Annotated in this window: 13 protein-coding genes and 3 pseudogenes; 9 read left to right on the top strand and 7 right to left on the bottom strand. The window is 57.2% G+C overall.

The features are described 5' to 3' along the window. The first annotated feature begins 882 nt into the window (after nt 1-882). Nucleotides 883-2,121 carry a cytochrome P450 gene (locus ACTGJ9_RS37835; protein WP_456675161.1) on the top strand — a complete coding sequence of 413 codons (1,239 nt, stop codon included), beginning with the start codon at nt 883-885 and terminating at the stop codon, nt 2,119-2,121. Between the two features lie 304 nt (nt 2,122-2,425). Here ACTGJ9_RS37835 and ACTGJ9_RS37830 read toward each other — a convergent pair whose 3' ends face one another. Further along, the gene (locus ACTGJ9_RS37830; RefSeq protein ID WP_456678754.1) at nt 2,426-2,638 is read right to left on the bottom strand and encodes a hypothetical protein; all 213 of its coding nucleotides are present in this window, start codon (nt 2,636-2,638) and stop codon (nt 2,426-2,428) included. Nucleotides 2,639-2,843: 205 nt separating this feature from the next. Between ACTGJ9_RS37830 and ACTGJ9_RS37825 the strand changes: the two genes are divergently transcribed. Both ACTGJ9_RS37825 and ACTGJ9_RS37820 read left to right on the top strand, forming a co-directional pair. Next, nucleotides 2,844-3,131, top strand: a complete 288-nt coding sequence (locus tag ACTGJ9_RS37825; protein WP_456675160.1) for a hypothetical protein — start codon at nt 2,844-2,846, stop codon at nt 3,129-3,131. A 492-nt stretch (nt 3,132-3,623) separates the two neighbouring features. Continuing rightward, entirely contained in the window at nt 3,624-3,827 is a 204-nt protein-coding gene (locus ACTGJ9_RS37820) for a hypothetical protein (RefSeq protein WP_456675159.1), read from the top strand. Between the two features lie 521 nt (nt 3,828-4,348). Here the strand turns inward: ACTGJ9_RS37820 and ACTGJ9_RS37815 are convergent. The 4 genes and pseudogenes from ACTGJ9_RS37815 to ACTGJ9_RS37800 form a co-directional block, all read right to left on the bottom strand. After that, on the bottom strand, nt 4,349-4,987 hold the full coding sequence (locus ACTGJ9_RS37815) for an anthranilate synthase component II (protein WP_456675158.1): 639 nt from the start codon (nt 4,985-4,987) through the stop codon (nt 4,349-4,351). Further along, nucleotides 4,984-6,378: an aminodeoxychorismate synthase component I gene (gene pabB, locus ACTGJ9_RS37810; RefSeq protein ID WP_456675157.1), complete on the bottom strand. Its 1,395-nt coding sequence runs from the start codon at nt 6,376-6,378 to the stop codon at nt 4,984-4,986. The genes ACTGJ9_RS37815 and pabB overlap by 4 nt, the downstream gene beginning before the upstream one ends. A 119-nt stretch (nt 6,379-6,497) precedes the next feature. After that, the gene (locus ACTGJ9_RS37805; RefSeq protein ID WP_456675156.1) at nt 6,498-6,845 is read right to left on the bottom strand and encodes a Dabb family protein; all 348 of its coding nucleotides are present in this window, start codon (nt 6,843-6,845) and stop codon (nt 6,498-6,500) included. Between the two features lie 52 nt (nt 6,846-6,897). Continuing rightward, a pseudogene (locus ACTGJ9_RS37800) lies at nt 6,898-7,582 on the bottom strand (GntR family transcriptional regulator). A 297-nt stretch (nt 7,583-7,879) separates the two neighbouring features. On the opposite strand from ACTGJ9_RS37800, the gene ACTGJ9_RS37795 reads away from it, so the two are divergent. Further along, complete coding sequence (locus ACTGJ9_RS37795) at nt 7,880-8,236, top strand: hypothetical protein (protein ID WP_456675155.1); 357 nt, start codon at nt 7,880-7,882, stop codon at nt 8,234-8,236. A gap of 195 nt (nt 8,237-8,431) precedes the next feature. On the opposite strand, the gene ACTGJ9_RS37790 is transcribed toward ACTGJ9_RS37795, so the two are convergent. After that, nucleotides 8,432-9,718 (bottom strand): diaminopropionate ammonia-lyase, encoded by a 1,287-nt coding sequence (locus ACTGJ9_RS37790; RefSeq protein ID WP_456675154.1) that lies wholly within the window; start codon nt 9,716-9,718, stop codon nt 8,432-8,434. Between the two features lie 459 nt (nt 9,719-10,177). Between ACTGJ9_RS37790 and ACTGJ9_RS37785 the strand changes: the two genes are divergently transcribed. Next, nucleotides 10,178-10,321 carry a hypothetical protein gene (locus tag ACTGJ9_RS37785; RefSeq protein ID WP_456675153.1) on the top strand — a complete coding sequence of 48 codons (144 nt, stop codon included), beginning with the start codon at nt 10,178-10,180 and terminating at the stop codon, nt 10,319-10,321. Nucleotides 10,322-10,621: 300 nt separating this feature from the next. Here the strand turns inward: ACTGJ9_RS37785 and ACTGJ9_RS37780 are convergent, their stop codons facing one another. Then, nucleotides 10,622-11,098, bottom strand: coding sequence for an Lrp/AsnC family transcriptional regulator (locus ACTGJ9_RS37780; RefSeq protein WP_456678753.1), 477 nt, complete (start codon nt 11,096-11,098; stop codon nt 10,622-10,624). Between the two features lie 1,317 nt (nt 11,099-12,415). On the opposite strand from ACTGJ9_RS37780, the pseudogene ACTGJ9_RS37775 reads away from it, so the two are divergent. The 4 genes and pseudogenes from ACTGJ9_RS37775 to ACTGJ9_RS37760 form a co-directional block, all read left to right on the top strand. Further along, a pseudogene (locus ACTGJ9_RS37775) lies at nt 12,416-12,908 on the top strand (3-methyl-2-oxobutanoate hydroxymethyltransferase); the annotation flags it as partial. Between the two features lie 13 nt (nt 12,909-12,921). After that, complete coding sequence (panC, locus tag ACTGJ9_RS37770) at nt 12,922-13,773, top strand: pantoate--beta-alanine ligase (protein ID WP_456675152.1); 852 nt, start codon at nt 12,922-12,924, stop codon at nt 13,771-13,773. Between the two features lie 956 nt (nt 13,774-14,729). Continuing rightward, nucleotides 14,730-14,930 (top strand): hypothetical protein, encoded by a 201-nt coding sequence (locus ACTGJ9_RS37765; protein ID WP_456675151.1) that lies wholly within the window; start codon nt 14,730-14,732, stop codon nt 14,928-14,930. An 82-nt stretch (nt 14,931-15,012) separates the two neighbouring features. Then, nucleotides 15,013-15,306 (top strand): annotated as a pseudogene (locus ACTGJ9_RS37760) (polysaccharide deacetylase family protein); the annotation flags it as partial. Nucleotides 15,307-16,206 lie beyond the last annotated feature (900 nt).

Here is a 16,206-nt window from a genome sequence, read left to right as displayed (position 1 = left end):
TGCCGCTTGCTCATTTCCTGAGGCTGCTGCCTATCTAGTGCCTTTTGCGACAACTTCTTTCCAACGCAATGGCGACCGGCCGCGATCAATGTCGGCCCTCGCTTGGGCGCGGGTCTAATCTTGGGTTTTGCTGTTGGTGGCTTGTGACCTCGAGTCAGGCCCAACCGTGTTAGCCTGCCGCAAACTGCGTTGCGACCCCACTCGAGATGACCGCGATCTGCGCGGCACTCAGTCCCGCGGCCCAGAGCTTTTCGAGCTCTGCCAATTCTCTTCTAATCCAGCGCATTGAAGCTACTCTAATGCCAGATGCGCCTCAGGCTAGTTTACCCTTCCTCCGGGTCGCGCACCACCGCCGGTTTGGTCTCGTGCTCCTGTTTCTCCTCCTCCTGTTCATTCATTCTACGAAAACCCATCATCGCGGGCAGACGAAAAACGAGCCCTTGCCGGACCGCGATCTCTTCTCAGTCGCTACTGTGGTAAGGGTTCCATCTGCTCGCGCAACGTAAGTGGTCGGGTGGCAATGGGGCGTACCGGCCCGAGAAAATGAGGATAAGCGACTGGGGTGCCTTCGCGAGTACTTGCGTCTGTTACCACAAAAGCGAGTTCGCGCGCCTCCCAATCCTGATAGGGCAGCTTCGCTCGTGTTTCCGCTATTCTACATGGACAGGGGCCGTGGCAAAGTCCCCCCTCACATCGCCCGTAAGATGATTCCGCATTTCTGACGATCGTGCGAGCTCTCGCGAGCCCAAGCCATGGACATGCGTCACACAGCTTTACTGTACGGCCCGAGCTCGTTGTTTTTCGACCGAGCTTGCATGCGAACCCCAAACAGCGCACCCAGCTGAGCAAGCAAAATTGCACGCCAATGTCCGCGAGACAATCATGACAGCCTTATCGACAGAGCACGCTTGCGAGGAAGCTGATGTTCCGCTGAGCCGCCTTGATGTAAGCGAGCCCAAGCGCTTTCAGGATGATACCGTTTGGCCTTGTTTCGAACGGCTGCGAAGGGAAGATCCCGTCCATTATTGCGAGGACAGCCCATACGGTCCATATTGGTCGATAACAAAATATCGCGACATCATAGCCGTGGACTCAAATCACACAGTATTCTCGTCAGAGCGAAGCGTCACAATTGTCGACCCGCCGGAGAAGTTTTGGACACCCAGTTTTATTAAGATGAGTCCTCCTGTCCATGCTCAGCAGCGTAAGACTGTCAGTCCGATAACGGCATCGGAGAACCTGGCGAAGCTTGAAGGCTTGATCCGCTCGCGGGTTCAGCAGATCTTGGACGGTCTGCCGCGCAATGATACCTTCAACTGGGTCGACAGAGTCTCGATCGAGTTGACGACCCAAATGCTGGCCACGCTGTTCGATTTTCCATTTCAGGATCGACGGCTGCTGACCTACTGGTCGGACGTAGCCGCCTTGACTCCACAAATGGGCCACCAGATCGACAGCTGGGAGAAGCGAAAGGTAGTGCTGTCCGAGTGCCTGGACTATTTCACACGGCTTTGGAGCGAACGGGTGAATTCCGAGCCCCGCGCTGACCTGATCTCGATGATGGCGCATTCGCCCGCTACCCGAAACATGGAGCCGCGCGAGTTCCTGGGCAACCTCATTCTGCTGATTGTTGGAGGTAACGATACTACGCGCAACTCAATTACCGGTGGCGTCTTGTTCATGAGTCAAAATCCGTCCGAACTGCGAAAACTCCGCGATGATGCTTCGCTAGTGCCCGGGGCGGTATCCGAGATTATACGATACCAAACGCCTATCGCGCACATGCGCCGGACCGCTGTGGACGATTTCACGATAGGCCACAAGCAAATCAGGCGAGGCGATAAAGTTGTGATGTGGTATATCTCTGGCAACCGAGACGACGAAGTCATTGCGAGCCCCAACAGCTTCATCATTGATCGAGAAAATGTACGGCAACATCTCTCTTTTGGATTTGGAATTCATCGTTGCGTGGGTAGGCATCTTGCAGAGCTGCAGCTGAAAATCCTGTGGGAGGAGATGTTGAACCGATCTCTGGAGGTAAAGGTGGTGGGCGAACCGGAGCGAGTTGAATCTAATTTTGTGCACGGTTATTCGGCACTGCCGGTGCAGATTCCCGGTTAGTCTCGGTTGCGAGCGACATTCAACGCTGGTCGTGCAGAACCGGCGGTTAGGACCACGGCCCTGTGGAGACCAGTTGGCTGGGTAAGTTCACCGGCGTCGCGTTACGGGCTTGTGGTTCTTTCGAAGTTTGCGGACAGGGCCACAACGTCGTTATCCCGAAGATGTTGGCCAGGCCGTTGCGATACTCATCACGCCGCCGATTGTCGCATCGTTGCTACTGGAGAGCTTGGTGTGCGGCTCGCGTAACACCCTCCAGCTCGACGGCGCGCTCATTGGATTGTTCTGGCGGCCACCGCTTACGCGGCTACGGGCTTCCTCGTACATCCGGACGAGTCCGATTCAGGTTCTTCATCCGAGTCAGTAAGGCCTGGATGCCATGTTCTCCGACGCCATCGACCCAGATGGCACCATCTTCGATCTCCATTTCATTGGCGACGTCTCTTAGCAGCCAGTCTTCATCTTCACCAAGATCCTCGGCAACACGCTTCATGGTGGTAACGTGATCAACCTGCTGCATGGTCACGCAGCTCGATCGGCGATCGCTGGTGACTGCGTGCAATTCCAGTGGAGTGGAGCAGTCTATCCAGCCGACGAACTGGATGAGCGGAGAGGGGCTGCACGAGCGACGGCTCACTTCATGTGAAGACGAAGACAAGCAGGCTCGAGCAGAGTAGCGCAATTCCGGCTGCGGTCAGCCCTAGAAAGCTGCTGGAGACAAGATCATGACTGCCCATGAACGACCTCTGGGGCGAGGAATAGAGATCGGCAGTCGCCGCTTCGTTCCCTTTCCAGCCAATCTTGAGATTATTATTCAAATGACGCGCACAATTCCTGCTGGTCTCGCCATGGGGATGCAGTTTTCCAGCAAGATCAAGCGACAGTTCGCCGCGTTGCGGCGGGCATCTTCTTTAGATGCTATCTCTGGAATCAGATCGCGACCGGGGACCGGAGTGCAACTTGATGTAGTGTCGCGCCGGCGCGCGACACTACGGATCGAGGTCTTTCTTTGAACGTTCATTTCGCTGCCTGCTATCATTGGTGAAGCCAATAGATTAGCTAGCAGTAGCCGCCGACATCGTTACGCGCTTTGACGCAAGCCATCCGAATATATATGTCCGGGCCGATTGCACGATTTGAAATAGGGCGGCCGTAATCTGTTCCGGACCCCGCATTCTGTTTCCAGTGGAAACCCTTCGACCTGCGTTAAGCTTCCTGAACGGCAAAACTAGAAAACGATGCAGTTTTGGTCTAGGATCTTTGCTGCCGGGGCTGGACTGCATTCATTCACGATACGCATTTTAAATTAAACTCGGAAGGCCGCTGGCGATATTCTCGGCGGCCCTTTTTAGGGATAGGCGAATGAAGATTGGGCCAACCCTATACATGATCGGCATCGGTGGTCGCAGCTCTGCTTGTGACGCACGGGGGCGCTAATGCATGATTGGAAGAAGGAACTTGACGCGCTCGTCGCTGAAACGATGGCCTTCGCCAGGTCGCTGGAGGTGAAGATCGAGCGGCCCCGCTCTGTGCCGAAAAAAGTCGTCGAGCCGAGTTGCCTCAGCTTTCCCGACTATGGCGACAGCGAACGCGATGAGATCAGAAAACGGGTCGAGAGCTTCAAAGCGCAGCAAGAGCGCTTCATGCGCGAGCGTGAAGAGTATGCCAATTCCCTGCTGCGTCGGATCAGGCCGATCACGAAATCGTAAACGAGGTAAGCTCGCTGAATCTTCCTTGCGCGCTCGGCGGCACCACTTGAGGCCAGGGATCTTCCGCCCTTTCACCTAGGACACGTGGGCTCTCCGAAGAGCGGAACATTCAGGGGGACTCATATTGAATGCGGCTGCGCCGAACTGCTTCTGGCGGTCGAAAAGGGGCAAGACATGTGTTTCGCATCTACGTTCAGGTGACGGACTGTCTCACCGAAATCCACAACGTGCGATGGATGATGCTCGCAGTTAGGCAGATGGCACTACCGTGCTTTGGGCAACTCACCGGTACCTATCATTCCCAATCATCCTAGCGTCCAATGGGGATGAAATGGTTGCTGCCACCCGTGAATCGCCGGCCTCTGGTTACGCGCTTGAGGTGGACGGGCGACTCAAGCGCGAATTTGCAACCAGAGACGGCGCCACGGCCGGTGGAGAAGAACTCAAGACGCTCTTTCCCATGCTTCGGTGCTTTGGCTAATCGCCATCTACGTCACGGGTTGGCGGCCGAGGCCGAGCACTCATGGCGCGCTTCGCGAACCCGGAGCGTGAGCGGACCAGGTAGGACGCGTTCTCGAAGGTCTTGGCCTGGATCCGACCCGCAAGAAGTTCGCCAGCAGCAGATGGCCATGTTGGGTCAGTATTGATTCGGGATGAAACTGCACGCCGTAGGTTTGTTGCTCGCGATGGGCGAGAGCCATGATCTCGCCCTCTTCGGAGCGCGCCGTCACCGTGAGATCGGGAGCACACGAACCCTCCAGCTCGACAATGAGGGAATGGTAGCGGCCGACGCGAAGTGGAGAGGGGAGTCCATCGAACAACTCTCGACCGTCGTGCGCGATGGATGAGGAGCGGCCGTGCATTGGATGGCGGGCACGTCTCACACTTCCGCCGAAAGCACTCCCGATACACTGATGTCCGAGGCAAATCCCAAGAATTGGGACGAAACCTGAAAGCTCCCGGACGACGGCACTCGATATTCCGGCCTCCGTTGGTGTGCACGGGCCCGGCGATATGACAACGGCGCGTGGTTTGAGTTGAACAAGATCGCGGACGCCGATGGCGTCGTTTCGGATCACCTCGGTTGCTTCGCCAAGCTTGTGGAAGTATCGGGCAATATTGAACACGAATGAGTCGTAGTTATCGATGATGAGGATCACGATGCACCATGACCGTCGTCGTCGAATGCATCGAAGATGCGTTGCGCCTTGGCGATCGTCTCGTCGTATTCGGCCCTGGGGTCTGACATCGCCGTTATGCCGCTCCCTGCGTGAAACGTCGCCAGATCGTCGCTGACGGTGACGGTGCGGATTGCAATGTTCGTGTCCATGCAGCCGCTGAAGCCAATAAAGCCAATCGAGCCGCAATAGACCTCTCGCGCCACCCGTTCGATTTCGTTGATGATCTCCATCGATCGGATCTTTGGCGCCCCGGTAATGGATCCCCCAGGAAAGCAGGCCTTAAGGAGCGTCACAGCGTCTTCCCGCGGTGTAAGCTCACCAGTAATGACCGAGGTGAGATGGTGTACCGAGGCGTAGGACTCAAGACCACATAGCACCGGGACTTCAACCGAATGCGCGGTGCAAACGCGCGACAGATCGTTACGCAAAAGGTCGACGATCATGATGTTCTCGGCGCGTTCCTTTTCGGACGCACAGAGGAGCTCGGCCCGGCGCTGGTCTTCCTTGGCGTCAACGGAACGCGCGATCGTGCCTTTGATGGGCCGAGTTTCGACATTCCGTCCGTCAAGCTTCAGAAAACGCTCCGGTGAGCTCGACGCAATGGTGAGCTTGCCGTAGCGCAAGAGCGCCGCAAAAGGAGCAGGGTTCAGGGACCGGAGGCGGTGGTAGAGGGCGAGCGGATCGAAGGAGGCCGTTAGGCGCGCCGTGAACCGCTGCGCGATATTCGCTTGGAAGAGGTCGCCTGCCAAGATCAATTCGATCACGCGCTCCACTGCCGCAATGTAGTCCCCGCGCGAAAAATTGGACTCCCATGCGACCGCTGCGCTGGGGAGGGGAGCCTGCAGCGGCGTTCGGGCGGCAAGCAGCGCTGCAACCTCATCGGCTCTGGAGCGCGCTCGCTTGGCGCGAGCTGCAGGATCTTGCTCAGGCCAGCCCGTAGACACGATAAAACATCTCTGAAATGGATGGTCGAAGCTGACGACCACGTCATAAAAATGCAAGATCGCCTGCGGCAAGCGCTGCCCAGAAATCGCGGGCGTCGCCAATCGCTCCAGAGTTCTGCTCAAATCATAACCAAAGAACCCGGCCGCGCCGCCTTGGAAGGGCGGGAGTTCGGGACGATGCTCCTGCGGATAGCTGGCCAGCAGGTCGCGCAGAACGTTCCACGAATCGCCCTTAACAACATCGCCATTCCAGCTCGCCTGTGCATCCGCAACCATATATGTGCTGAATGGGTCGCAGCTCAGATAGGAGTAGCGCCCAAGCGCCTCGTGCCCAGCGGCGCTGTCTAGAAAGGTAAGATTAGCCCGATCTGCCAGCCGTCGCATCGCTTGGATAGGCTCGATCCACTGCAATTCGCGAATATGCATCGCTTGTCAGTCAAATCAGACGCCGGCGCACAGTGTAGCTCAATCGTGATACCCATGCAGACGCGATGACCGCGTGTCCGGGGTTCATCAAGCTCCTCACACTGATCTCCAGCATAGCCTTATGGATCACTGCGCGACACGAGCGGCCCGGCCGCCGCCATCGGACCGACATAGGCATCAGTTGATTCGTCATAGTCGGCTGCAAACCGCATCTCTCTCAGCGGCCGTACGCGCCTGATCGATTCCCTGTATAGATCATGGGCTTTATACGCTGCGAGTTCCGTCTCGTTATCAAACTCTCCATAGACGACGACATCGATATCGTTGCCGAGTTGGTCGCTCTTGCGATTGCGAGCAATCTCGAGCCGGCGTGCATGGGGGATTAGAGTGAGAACAGAGAGGCCCGCGATGAGTTGGTCTATAGCGGCGTCATCTTTGGTGCTGAACAGGACGATGTGACGAATCATGGAGACCTGGGTTGATGTCGCAAGAAGATCAGATGACGATCTTAGAGGGCTGCTATGGCCGTCGCAGTACTCGCTGCTCAACAGATCGTTCCTGTGCGTCTGCTATGGGCGTGCCACATCGCCGTCCGCGCGCAGACGCGAAAAGGGAAAGCCGTTCGATCGTCTGAATATGGCGGGCGAGCTGATCGCAGGCCCGATCGACGTTGTACGTGCTCAGCGCTTGTAAAATCAGGCGGTGATCCTGATTTGATCGTAGTCGCCAGCCGCCACTGCGGGCCCTCGCAAACATCAATCGCAGATCCAAGACTCGCAAGCCGTCGCGGCACCCCGCAAGGAGCGATCAGCGCGTGGTGAAATGCAGGGTTGGCCCTCTCGCACTCCCGATGGTCCGAGCGTTGTCTCCATTCATCAGAGCCAGCTCGATCACTCCAAAGCCGCAAGATGTGAGCCTTGAGGCTGAGTTGCGCAGGGCGACCATCTCGAGCGCTGCCCGCATCTCGGCGCTTCACGGACTGGGTATGCAGTGGAGCCACTCGCACGTCCCGGCGTGGGATAGTGACAACAAGATGTTTGCCTTCGAGTTGTCGAAATGCCTCGCGCGCGGTAAGGATTGAATTGAATTCCCGCGCAATATGATCCTGTCGAAGCGGTGCGTCGGGCCGCAGTGCCCCGCTTATGATCCGCTCTCCGATCGCGTTGGCGATGCGCTCAGCGATTGTCGTATTCTCACCGTTCACCGAGATTATCTATCATGTGGCAGCGCCGCGCCGGAAGGACGAGAAACGCTGGGTCGCGCAGGATTTCTGCAATGTCGCCCGGCTTTTCGCGGTCTTTTTCGCGTCGCACTAGCCTTTAGGGTGGCGCGAGCCTTAGCTCACGGCGTGCCGAACCAAGACATTGGGCGGCACATTCGCCAAAGGCTGTTCCTCGAAGACTCTACCGGCATCAATCAGATCCGAAAGTATCGATAACTATTCCGAATATCTATGGTCTGGAACCGGTGCAGAAGCGAGACTCATGAAAGTTGGGTACAAATGGGAGCGAAGGCGGGCGGCTACAGCCAGTCCGTTCGCAGTGATCGCGCGCGCAAAGGCCGAAAGCCTGTATGGCGTTCCTTTCGCTCATCTTTGCGGTTTTGCGTGCAGGAATTGCGCGCCTTCTCGTTGGAGGCGAGCAACTCCATGGCGCTGCGAGATCAGGAAAGCGTTCGGCTGACAGCCGGACACGTGGGCTGCGGCCTTATCCTCGAGAATGTTGAGCTTGCCGCCGATCGAGCGGACCAGCTCGCGGCCAAACTGTCCATTGTACATCCGGAGCTGAAGACTAAGGCTGTTCGGTTCGAGTTACCAGCGCTCAAAACACTGAAGTCTATCGCAGGCCGCTCGATCTGATCCTGTCATGGGTGAGACGACAAGACTGAGCCTGTCTCAGTGGCGCACGATATCGAAAGTATGCGGTTTGCCTTAAAGGCGATCACACTGCCCCTACGAGGTCCCTCGATGTATCTCTCACACTAGACTAGACGTTCAAGGGGACCAGCGCGTTCTTCCACAGAGTGGGCCACTGATAGCTTTCAACTGCGTGAGCTAATCCATTTCTCGACGTGGTCCGGAACCGAAGCTGCTTGGCGAGCCGGATGAATTGACCGTGTATCGCGCACGCTTCCCCAAGTCCGGCGGAGTGCTCGTCAGCGACACCTGCGCTGGGGACATACCGACGAGTTCCTCGTAGCGGCGAGCATCGGTCGCGCCCTCGGTGTTGATCAGGAAGACCCGAGCATCTCGTCCAAGACCGACCTTGTCCCGCAGGGTCTGGTCGGAGGCGACCTTCAGTAAGCCGGCGAGACCAACACCACCACTTTCGCCTGAAACGACAGCAGGGTCGTCATCTCTGGGATTCGCAAGCCGCCTCATGACGCTGATCGCGTCCTCGTCGTCGACAGTCATAAAGGCATCCGCTGTGCGCGAAAGCATGCGCCAGGCGACGAGCGAGGGTTCGTAGCATTCGAGCATCGCCATTACGGTCGACTGCCCATGATCGACCTTCACAGCGCGCCCAGCCCGAGCGCTTTCAAAGAGACACGCCGCGCGGGCGGGGTCGACAACCGTGAAAAACGGGCGGCTCTTGCCGAGCAGAACTGAAAAATGCCCAGCGACGGCTGCAGCAATACCCCCGACCCCCGCTTGGACGAACACATGGGTCGGGGCTCGGGGCAACTGGCGCATTGCTTCGCTTACAAGGGCAGTATATCCTTGCATCACTAAGCTGGGGATGCGCTCGTAGCCCGGCCAAGATGTATCTGACACCGTGATCCAGCCGTTTTCCTCGGCAACTCGCGAGGCGTCGTCGACGGAGTCGTCGTAGTTGCCATTGACTCGGATCATCTGGGCACCAAAGCGAGCGATCGCGGTGATGCGCTCGTCGCTGACGCCTGAATGAACGAAGATGGCGCACTTTGCTCCAACGAGCTGAGCACCTTGGGCCACTGATCTGCCATGATTGCCGTCTGTGGCGCACGATACCGTCATCTCCCCAGCTACGGCTTTCACTTCAGGAGTTTGCAGCTCTGACACATCAACGTCTCGGCCGAGCCGCCGCGTTGCTTCCTCCAGCACCAGCCGGATTACTGCATAGGAGCCGCCCAAAGCCTTGAAGCTGCCAAGACCGAGTCGATGACCCTCATCCTTGAGATGAATCGAGCCCACGCCGATCTCACGAGCAAGGCCAGCTAATGAAAGGAGCGGCGTTTCCTTGTGACCTTCGCGATATCTGAGAAAGCGCTCGACTTCGCGAGTGGCCTCGACACTCACGGTGTCCGTATCGGCGACATCCAGGATAGCTCGGTAATGGGGATAGCGGTTGAGAAGTAACATGGTTCGACTCTCCTGCCACCAAGGCTCAATATCAAGCCATTGTTCTCGAGCATAGGCGAGGTTAGCGAGCGCAGGGTGGTCCCAAGTCCTTGCTCCAAAGTTTCCGAACGGCTGACCAGCAGCCTCGCTGCGCTGGCTCTCGACGCATTGAAGTGAGGCTGAGCGGCGCCCGCGCTCTTGACCTTGCCGGCTATCAGGTCAACAAGAAAAGCCAATAGGAATGGCAAGCTGGGGATGATGGATGTGATTGACGAAGCGAACGCCTCGGAGCTGTACCCGTCTTGCACAAATCCCCAAGACGTTTTTATCGGATTCTCGCGCTCGTGGCCGTCTCCATCAGTCTGTGCGCCGGGGCAGCCAATTATTGGACTGACAGGCTTTGCGACGCCATCGGCGCGTGAACCTGTCCCTATGCTAGGCTTATCCCCTTAAGTTGGGGAAGCTCTCTCGGAGATTCGATTGGGGCAGCGGCGGGCAATTGTTGAAATTGCAGAGCTCAATCACAACATCGGTGCGCAGCAAGCCGATTTGAAATGGATGGCGGATCAGATCGAGGCGCTGACTGCCAATATTGTGTCTTTGCAGAAATCTACCCGTCGCTAGGTCTTGCCCCCGGCTCCTTCTGCGCCGGCACCCCATCCCGTTTTGCGGCCAGCAAAGAGAATGATCCAGCCCTCTAAACCAGAAGGGCCAGTCTCGGTCGGGGGCGCGCCGCTGACCCTCGAGCCAGACTCCGACCAGCGTTGATACAAGCGATGGCTTTGTCGTGGCCGCCTTTTCAGGTTGTCTCGCTCGGCCTTGCAAGGCCTCGACAGTGGCTCGGTTGATGGTCTTGCGCGTCGTTAGCGTTCGCGAAGCAAGGTAAACGCAGCGATCCGCGGTGTGAACAGCCTGAATCAGCGGTCAATCCTCCGGGGGAGCCTCGACTGGTACGGCAAAGCCCGCTTTTATGCGATCCAACACGACCATCGTCTTAAAGCCCTTTATGTCAGGGTTCACATAGAAAAACTTCCGGGTGAACTCCTCATACTCCTCCATGGTGCGGGCGGTAACGTATAGGACAAAGTCCGCATCGCCGGTGACGTAGAAGCCGTTAACGACTTCACCTGACGATCTAACGGCCTTCTTGAATTTGTCGATTATATCGGCACGCTCCCGCTCCAGACTCACAAGCACAAGCATTTGAATAGGTCTGCCTACCGCCTTCGGCGAAACGATCGAGATGTCGGCCTCGATGAAGCCTTCAGAACGGAGCCTCTTCAGTCGCCGCTGACACGCGGTAGCAGAAAGCCCGGCGAGTTCGCCGACTGCTTCGGAAGTTATGCGGTTGTTTCTTTGCACGATCTCTAGGATGCGGGCATCTATCCGATCATACCGCATAATCACCCCAACCTTGAGGTGAATTTCACCGCGAAATGGCTTCACGGCGCAGAAAATCCTCGGAAGCCAGGTTCAGGGTCATTTTCAATTATTGACCGGGGGCTATCCTTGATGGAGGGACGGTGGTCTTCTAAAGTAACCGTCCGATGGGTGGGCGGCGGCCGGTCATTGCGCACTGCGGGGCTCTGATTAGGCAGCAGACAATTCCATTTTCAGGGCAGCCGTTCTTGTGCCGACCTGGGGAACCCAAGGTTCGACCGTCGGGTTTCGGATTGCCGCCCTTTGACCGCGTAAGGGCAAAGAGGGTGGCGCTGATAACTCGAGACGACTTGCTGTACGCACCGTCGGCGGCAGTTGAATTCCGTCGACGAAAGTCGTCCGCGCGCGGGATTTAAGCGTCCACGCGCGACTCATTGCATTAATCAAGATTGAAATATCGCTACAGTTAACAATTAAGACTTGTCCGGCGAAGCACCCCGATGGATCGCGCCGCTTCGCCAAGGAGGCGCAATTCAGAGCTCAAACGCTTGCGCCCAGTGTCCGTACATGCCGCGAACCGCGTACTAGGCATCGCCAGCGTCGCACTTCCCGGGCGGCCATGGTGTTGCAGCGAAGGAAAGGGGCTATCCACGTAATGCCGACAGGAGGCGAGGAATGCGCAACAGCTCTCATAGTTCGCACCACGGTTCAGTAAGGTGCTGCGCGATATGCGGTGGAAGGTTCGGGCTGATCCGTTACTACTGCTGGCGAACGGCCCTTTGCTCCAAGAAATGCGTCGACCGCTTCAAGGCGCGGCGGGAGGCCGACCAACAATGGTTTCGCTGGTTGCGAGCGGTTTGATACATGCCCCGCTATGAAATTTATACTCGTGAATTCAAAGAACCCCGCGCGGCGACAAAACCTGCGCCGATGTTCTCGGTCCGCAGGTTCAGGTACATGCGAGATGTGCTAACGCGGAGAGGATATTGCGACTTACGGTTGCTATCGATGCTGACTCTTAACGGACATCGCCTTCCCGTGCCTTACAGCGCGTGCCGATTCTAAGTCCGACACGAAAGATCTCGTTCTCTTGGGCTCGCAGCCTTGCTGAGTGCGGCTTCGTGCTTTGGGCGGCCTCGATCGAGGTCAATAGATCAGCACGGCGGAGCCGTGCCGGCGAACCGGGCTAAGGGACCTCCCTCGGCTGAAGCTGACCTGAGTCGTGCGGTGTGCGCCAGCGTGACCCAAAGCCGCTCCGCGTGAGGAAAGAACGGCAAGGTTCTTATTCGATGCTCCAATCAAGAGCTGGATACATTCATGCAGGACCGCTTAGTCAAGCGCGTCGAAATGGTGCGCGCCTTGGTCGATTGCGAAAATTCTGTGATGGGCCTCCTCGGCCTCACGCCTCAAGGCGTCAATGTCATGGGTGCGTTCAAGGTGCAGGGTCGGAAGGTCGATGACACGTTACGTTTGCTCGATGACGCCACCGTCTACAGGGGGCGGCTGCTTCGCTCTCGTCCTGGAGGGTATTCCGGCTGAGCTCGCAGCGCGAGTGACCGAATCCATGACGATACCGACGATCGGAATCGGCGTCGGACCCAATTGCTCGGGACAGGTGCCGGTACTTCACGATGTGCTGGGATTGACCGAAGGTCATCGTCCCAAATTCGTTCGGGCCTATGTAGATGGCTTTCGGTTGTTGCAAGAGGCGTTGTTGCGCTAGGCTGCGGATGTTCGTAACGGTGCATTCCCGGCACCACAAGAGTCCTATCGGCTTCCTGAAGGCTTTCGCGGTAGATTCGCGAACTGGACCCCCTCTAATCCAACGTGATCGAAGGCACAACATGCAAACAATAACGACCGTAGCTGAGCTGCGTCGCGTTCTCGCGAGAGCTCGCAAGCCCGACAAGCGCATCGGGTTCGTTCCGACCATGGGTTACCTGCACGAGGGCCACCTGACACTGGTCGAGGCGAGCAGGGCTCAAACCGACGTCACGGTAGTGAGCATCTTCGTCAACCCCGCTCAGTTCGGACCAAAAGAGGATCTCAGCACGTATCCGCGCGACTTCTTGCGCGATCAAGAGCTGTGTCGCGAAGCGGGCGTTGCGATCGTCTTTGCGCCGGATGTACAGGAGATCTATCCGACTCAATTTGAGACCTTCGTCGAACCGGGCGAGCTCGCAAAACCAATGTGCGGAGCTTTCAGGCCTGATCATTTTCGTGGGGTGGCGACTGTCGTCGGCAAGCTGTTCAACATGGTGCAGCCGGATGTCGCCTTTCTTGGGCAAAAGGATTTTCAGCAATGCGCGGTGGTGCGCCGCATGGCAATTGACCTCAATCTTCCAATTGAGATCGTCACCGTACAAACCGTGCGGGAGCCGGACGGACTCGCGATGAGCAGTCGCAACCGCCATCTAAGCGAGGAAGAGCGCCGGCGCGCTCTTGCCATCAGCCGTGGGCTGTTCGCCGCGGCGGATAAGTTTCGCTCAGGAGAGCGCGACGTGGAACAGCTGATTGCGATCGCAAAGGAGCATTTGAATACAGTCGATCGACTGCAGTACCTTGAGCTTGTCGACGCTGATACGCTCAAGCGCGCCGAGAGTCCTCTGCGGCGTACAGCTGCACTATGCGCCGCAGCCTACATCGGTTCGACACGGTTGATCGACAACGTGATACTGCCGTTGTTGACCCCTTAGTGCGGCTCGCAACCAAACGACGAAATGAGCTCAGAAATGAGATACTGAAGTGTTCAGGGAATGGGTGTTTTCGTGGACGAACAGTTTTTGAGGGAGCCGGGCTCGGATTATTCGCCAGGCAGACCCCTTCGTCACAATGAGACTGCTGGACTTTGAGCGGCAATCCGGAATTCCTTCTTATGACAGCCGACGGCGAATTTTCTTTACGAGAAGGGCGCTCCGAAGATGCGGAGGCGACTTACTGCATCATGAAGGCGTCAATCGCCAGCCTTGCAGGGCGACCTATCGGAATCAAATCGAGAATTGGATGGTAAGCCCAGGCCGGCCTTTTATGAAGAAATGATCGCCAAGGCACGATTGACCGCGTGTCTGGGCGACGGTGTTGTGGTTGGATTTGTTGACGCCCAGCCTGGTGAAGTAACTCGGATATTCACCTTGCCTGACGTCGCTGGTCTCGGACTCGGGCGCCGCCTGTTGGAGATTGGAAACGAGCAGGCAAGGTTGGGCCATAGTGGGCCAATAAGGCTCGAGGCGACGATTATTGCAACGCTGAAAGATTTTATCAAAAGCTCGGGTTCAGGAGCCTGGGCAGAGGCGACTTCTCCCACGGTCTCGGCGGCGAGCCGATTGAGATCGTACAGATGGAATTGTGAATTCCGGTGCTGGGGTCGGCGAGTCGGCCTCCCAAAGGTACGTCGCGTATGCCAACACTAATTATCTGGCGACCTGGCGATCGCGACCAAAGGCGATTTGTCGGCCAGCACAAGCGCGCCATCGATGCGCTGAACTCCATCGAAACAAGCCGCTCGAACGCAGAATTTAGGCGTCAGGAGAAGCTAGAGAGCGCTCTGTCGCGAGGCGGTGGAGTCGCAGAGTTCTCATCCGATCAAACACACTTGAATCGCGAAACGCGAAGTATGCATTATCATCCTCACTAGGGATGGGGAGATCTCCAAATGTTGGATGCCGCTACCACCGCGCTTCTGCGCGCGATCCTCGACGAGGTCTGCGAGAGCCTTTCCCCGTACGATACCGGTGCCCGCACCTACGTCGCCTCGAAGATCCTGGAGGCCGCTATCAGAGGTGAGACGACGCCCGACCGCCTCAAACAAATCGGCCGCGAAGCCCTTTCCCAAAGACCGAGCATGTGGAGGTAGTCCCTCAAATGACATTTCCAGGTCTCAGTCCTGAAGATCCTGGTGAGCTATCCGGACGAATTCGCTCCGACGACTGAGTTTGCCCAATTTCGACTCGAAGCCTAAGACGCTCGATCTGCTTCAGGATCGGGGCATCGTCGTGTTTGGAGCGGACCTGTGGGCCAGCGACTGGGAGGAAATGACACCAGACCAGGAGCTGAAGCTCATCACCAGCCGACTGAATGCTGAGGGGAAGGGCATCATTCTATTTCGCGACGCCAAGGCACATACCGCCGCGATGATGCCCGCCTTCCTACGGTACCTGCACGACAACGGCTATCACGTCGTTCACACCGTTCCGACGGCACCGATGCAGAGGAATGCCGATACACATTGATGGCGAAATGTCACGGCGGGCGTAGAATGGAAGAACCCCAAATCAACTAAGCCTTCGTTCATGCTAGCCGGCGCAATGATGGAGGCCGAGATCGTGCCTTAGCCGTTTCGGGCCCGCTCGGTCATGGGAGCGCTACAAACCGCAAAGTGACTTAGTAGGTTACCTCGGACGTCTGCCTCATCCTTGCCGTTTGCGCGCTGGCAGGAGTGCTAGGCGCGCATAGCCCGGTATCTCCATCGTGCAGCACCACCTGATTCTGGAATGGCAGTAGCCATCGCGTTATCGGTGACCGCAGCTTTCTTCTGCTGAATGCCGCGACCGTCTTACGCTGTAGCGCGTGTCCGCAAGCATTAGAACAGTCTCCAACAGGCAGATCCGTAAAGTGATCCAAGGGAACGATAGAAACGATCTCGCACGACACGGCCTGACGATACTCTCAGAAAACATTGAACCGCAATGCGGTGGTTCGCCGTGAACCCGGCTCATCGGGACGGGACATTGTCAATTCGAAGAACACGAGAGAAGCTGGCCTCAATCGCGAGCTCAACGACTAAATTGCACCCGTCGTCGGACGTCCGCGGTGTTCTGCCTCGCGCGGCAAAAAATGGCGCGTCCGATGAGAGATTAAAGAAGACTGATTATCTAAACACAAGAAAAACAGTATGTCTTGGACTCGCGCGTTCGACAAGTTTCTGAGAGCATTGATCTCAGGCAATGCTGTTGGTCAGGGACGCCCATGATGCTCGCGCGCAGTCATCGTAATGGGGCTGCTGAACGCCATTGCTCGGAATCGGATCCGGAAAATCGCTGGTCGGCCTGCTGCTCGAGCTGCTCTACAAGGAGGAAAGTAGATCCATCCGTGTTCGCAAGCGGTCAGCCGCCCTCCTGTAACGTCCGAGC

Source organism: Bradyrhizobium sp. RDM12 (assembly GCF_051917485.1).
Lineage (GTDB): Bacteria > Pseudomonadota > Alphaproteobacteria > Rhizobiales > Xanthobacteraceae > Bradyrhizobium.
Note: the sequence above shows the minus strand (reverse complement) of the source record. Positions and strands in the feature narration are given on the sequence as shown.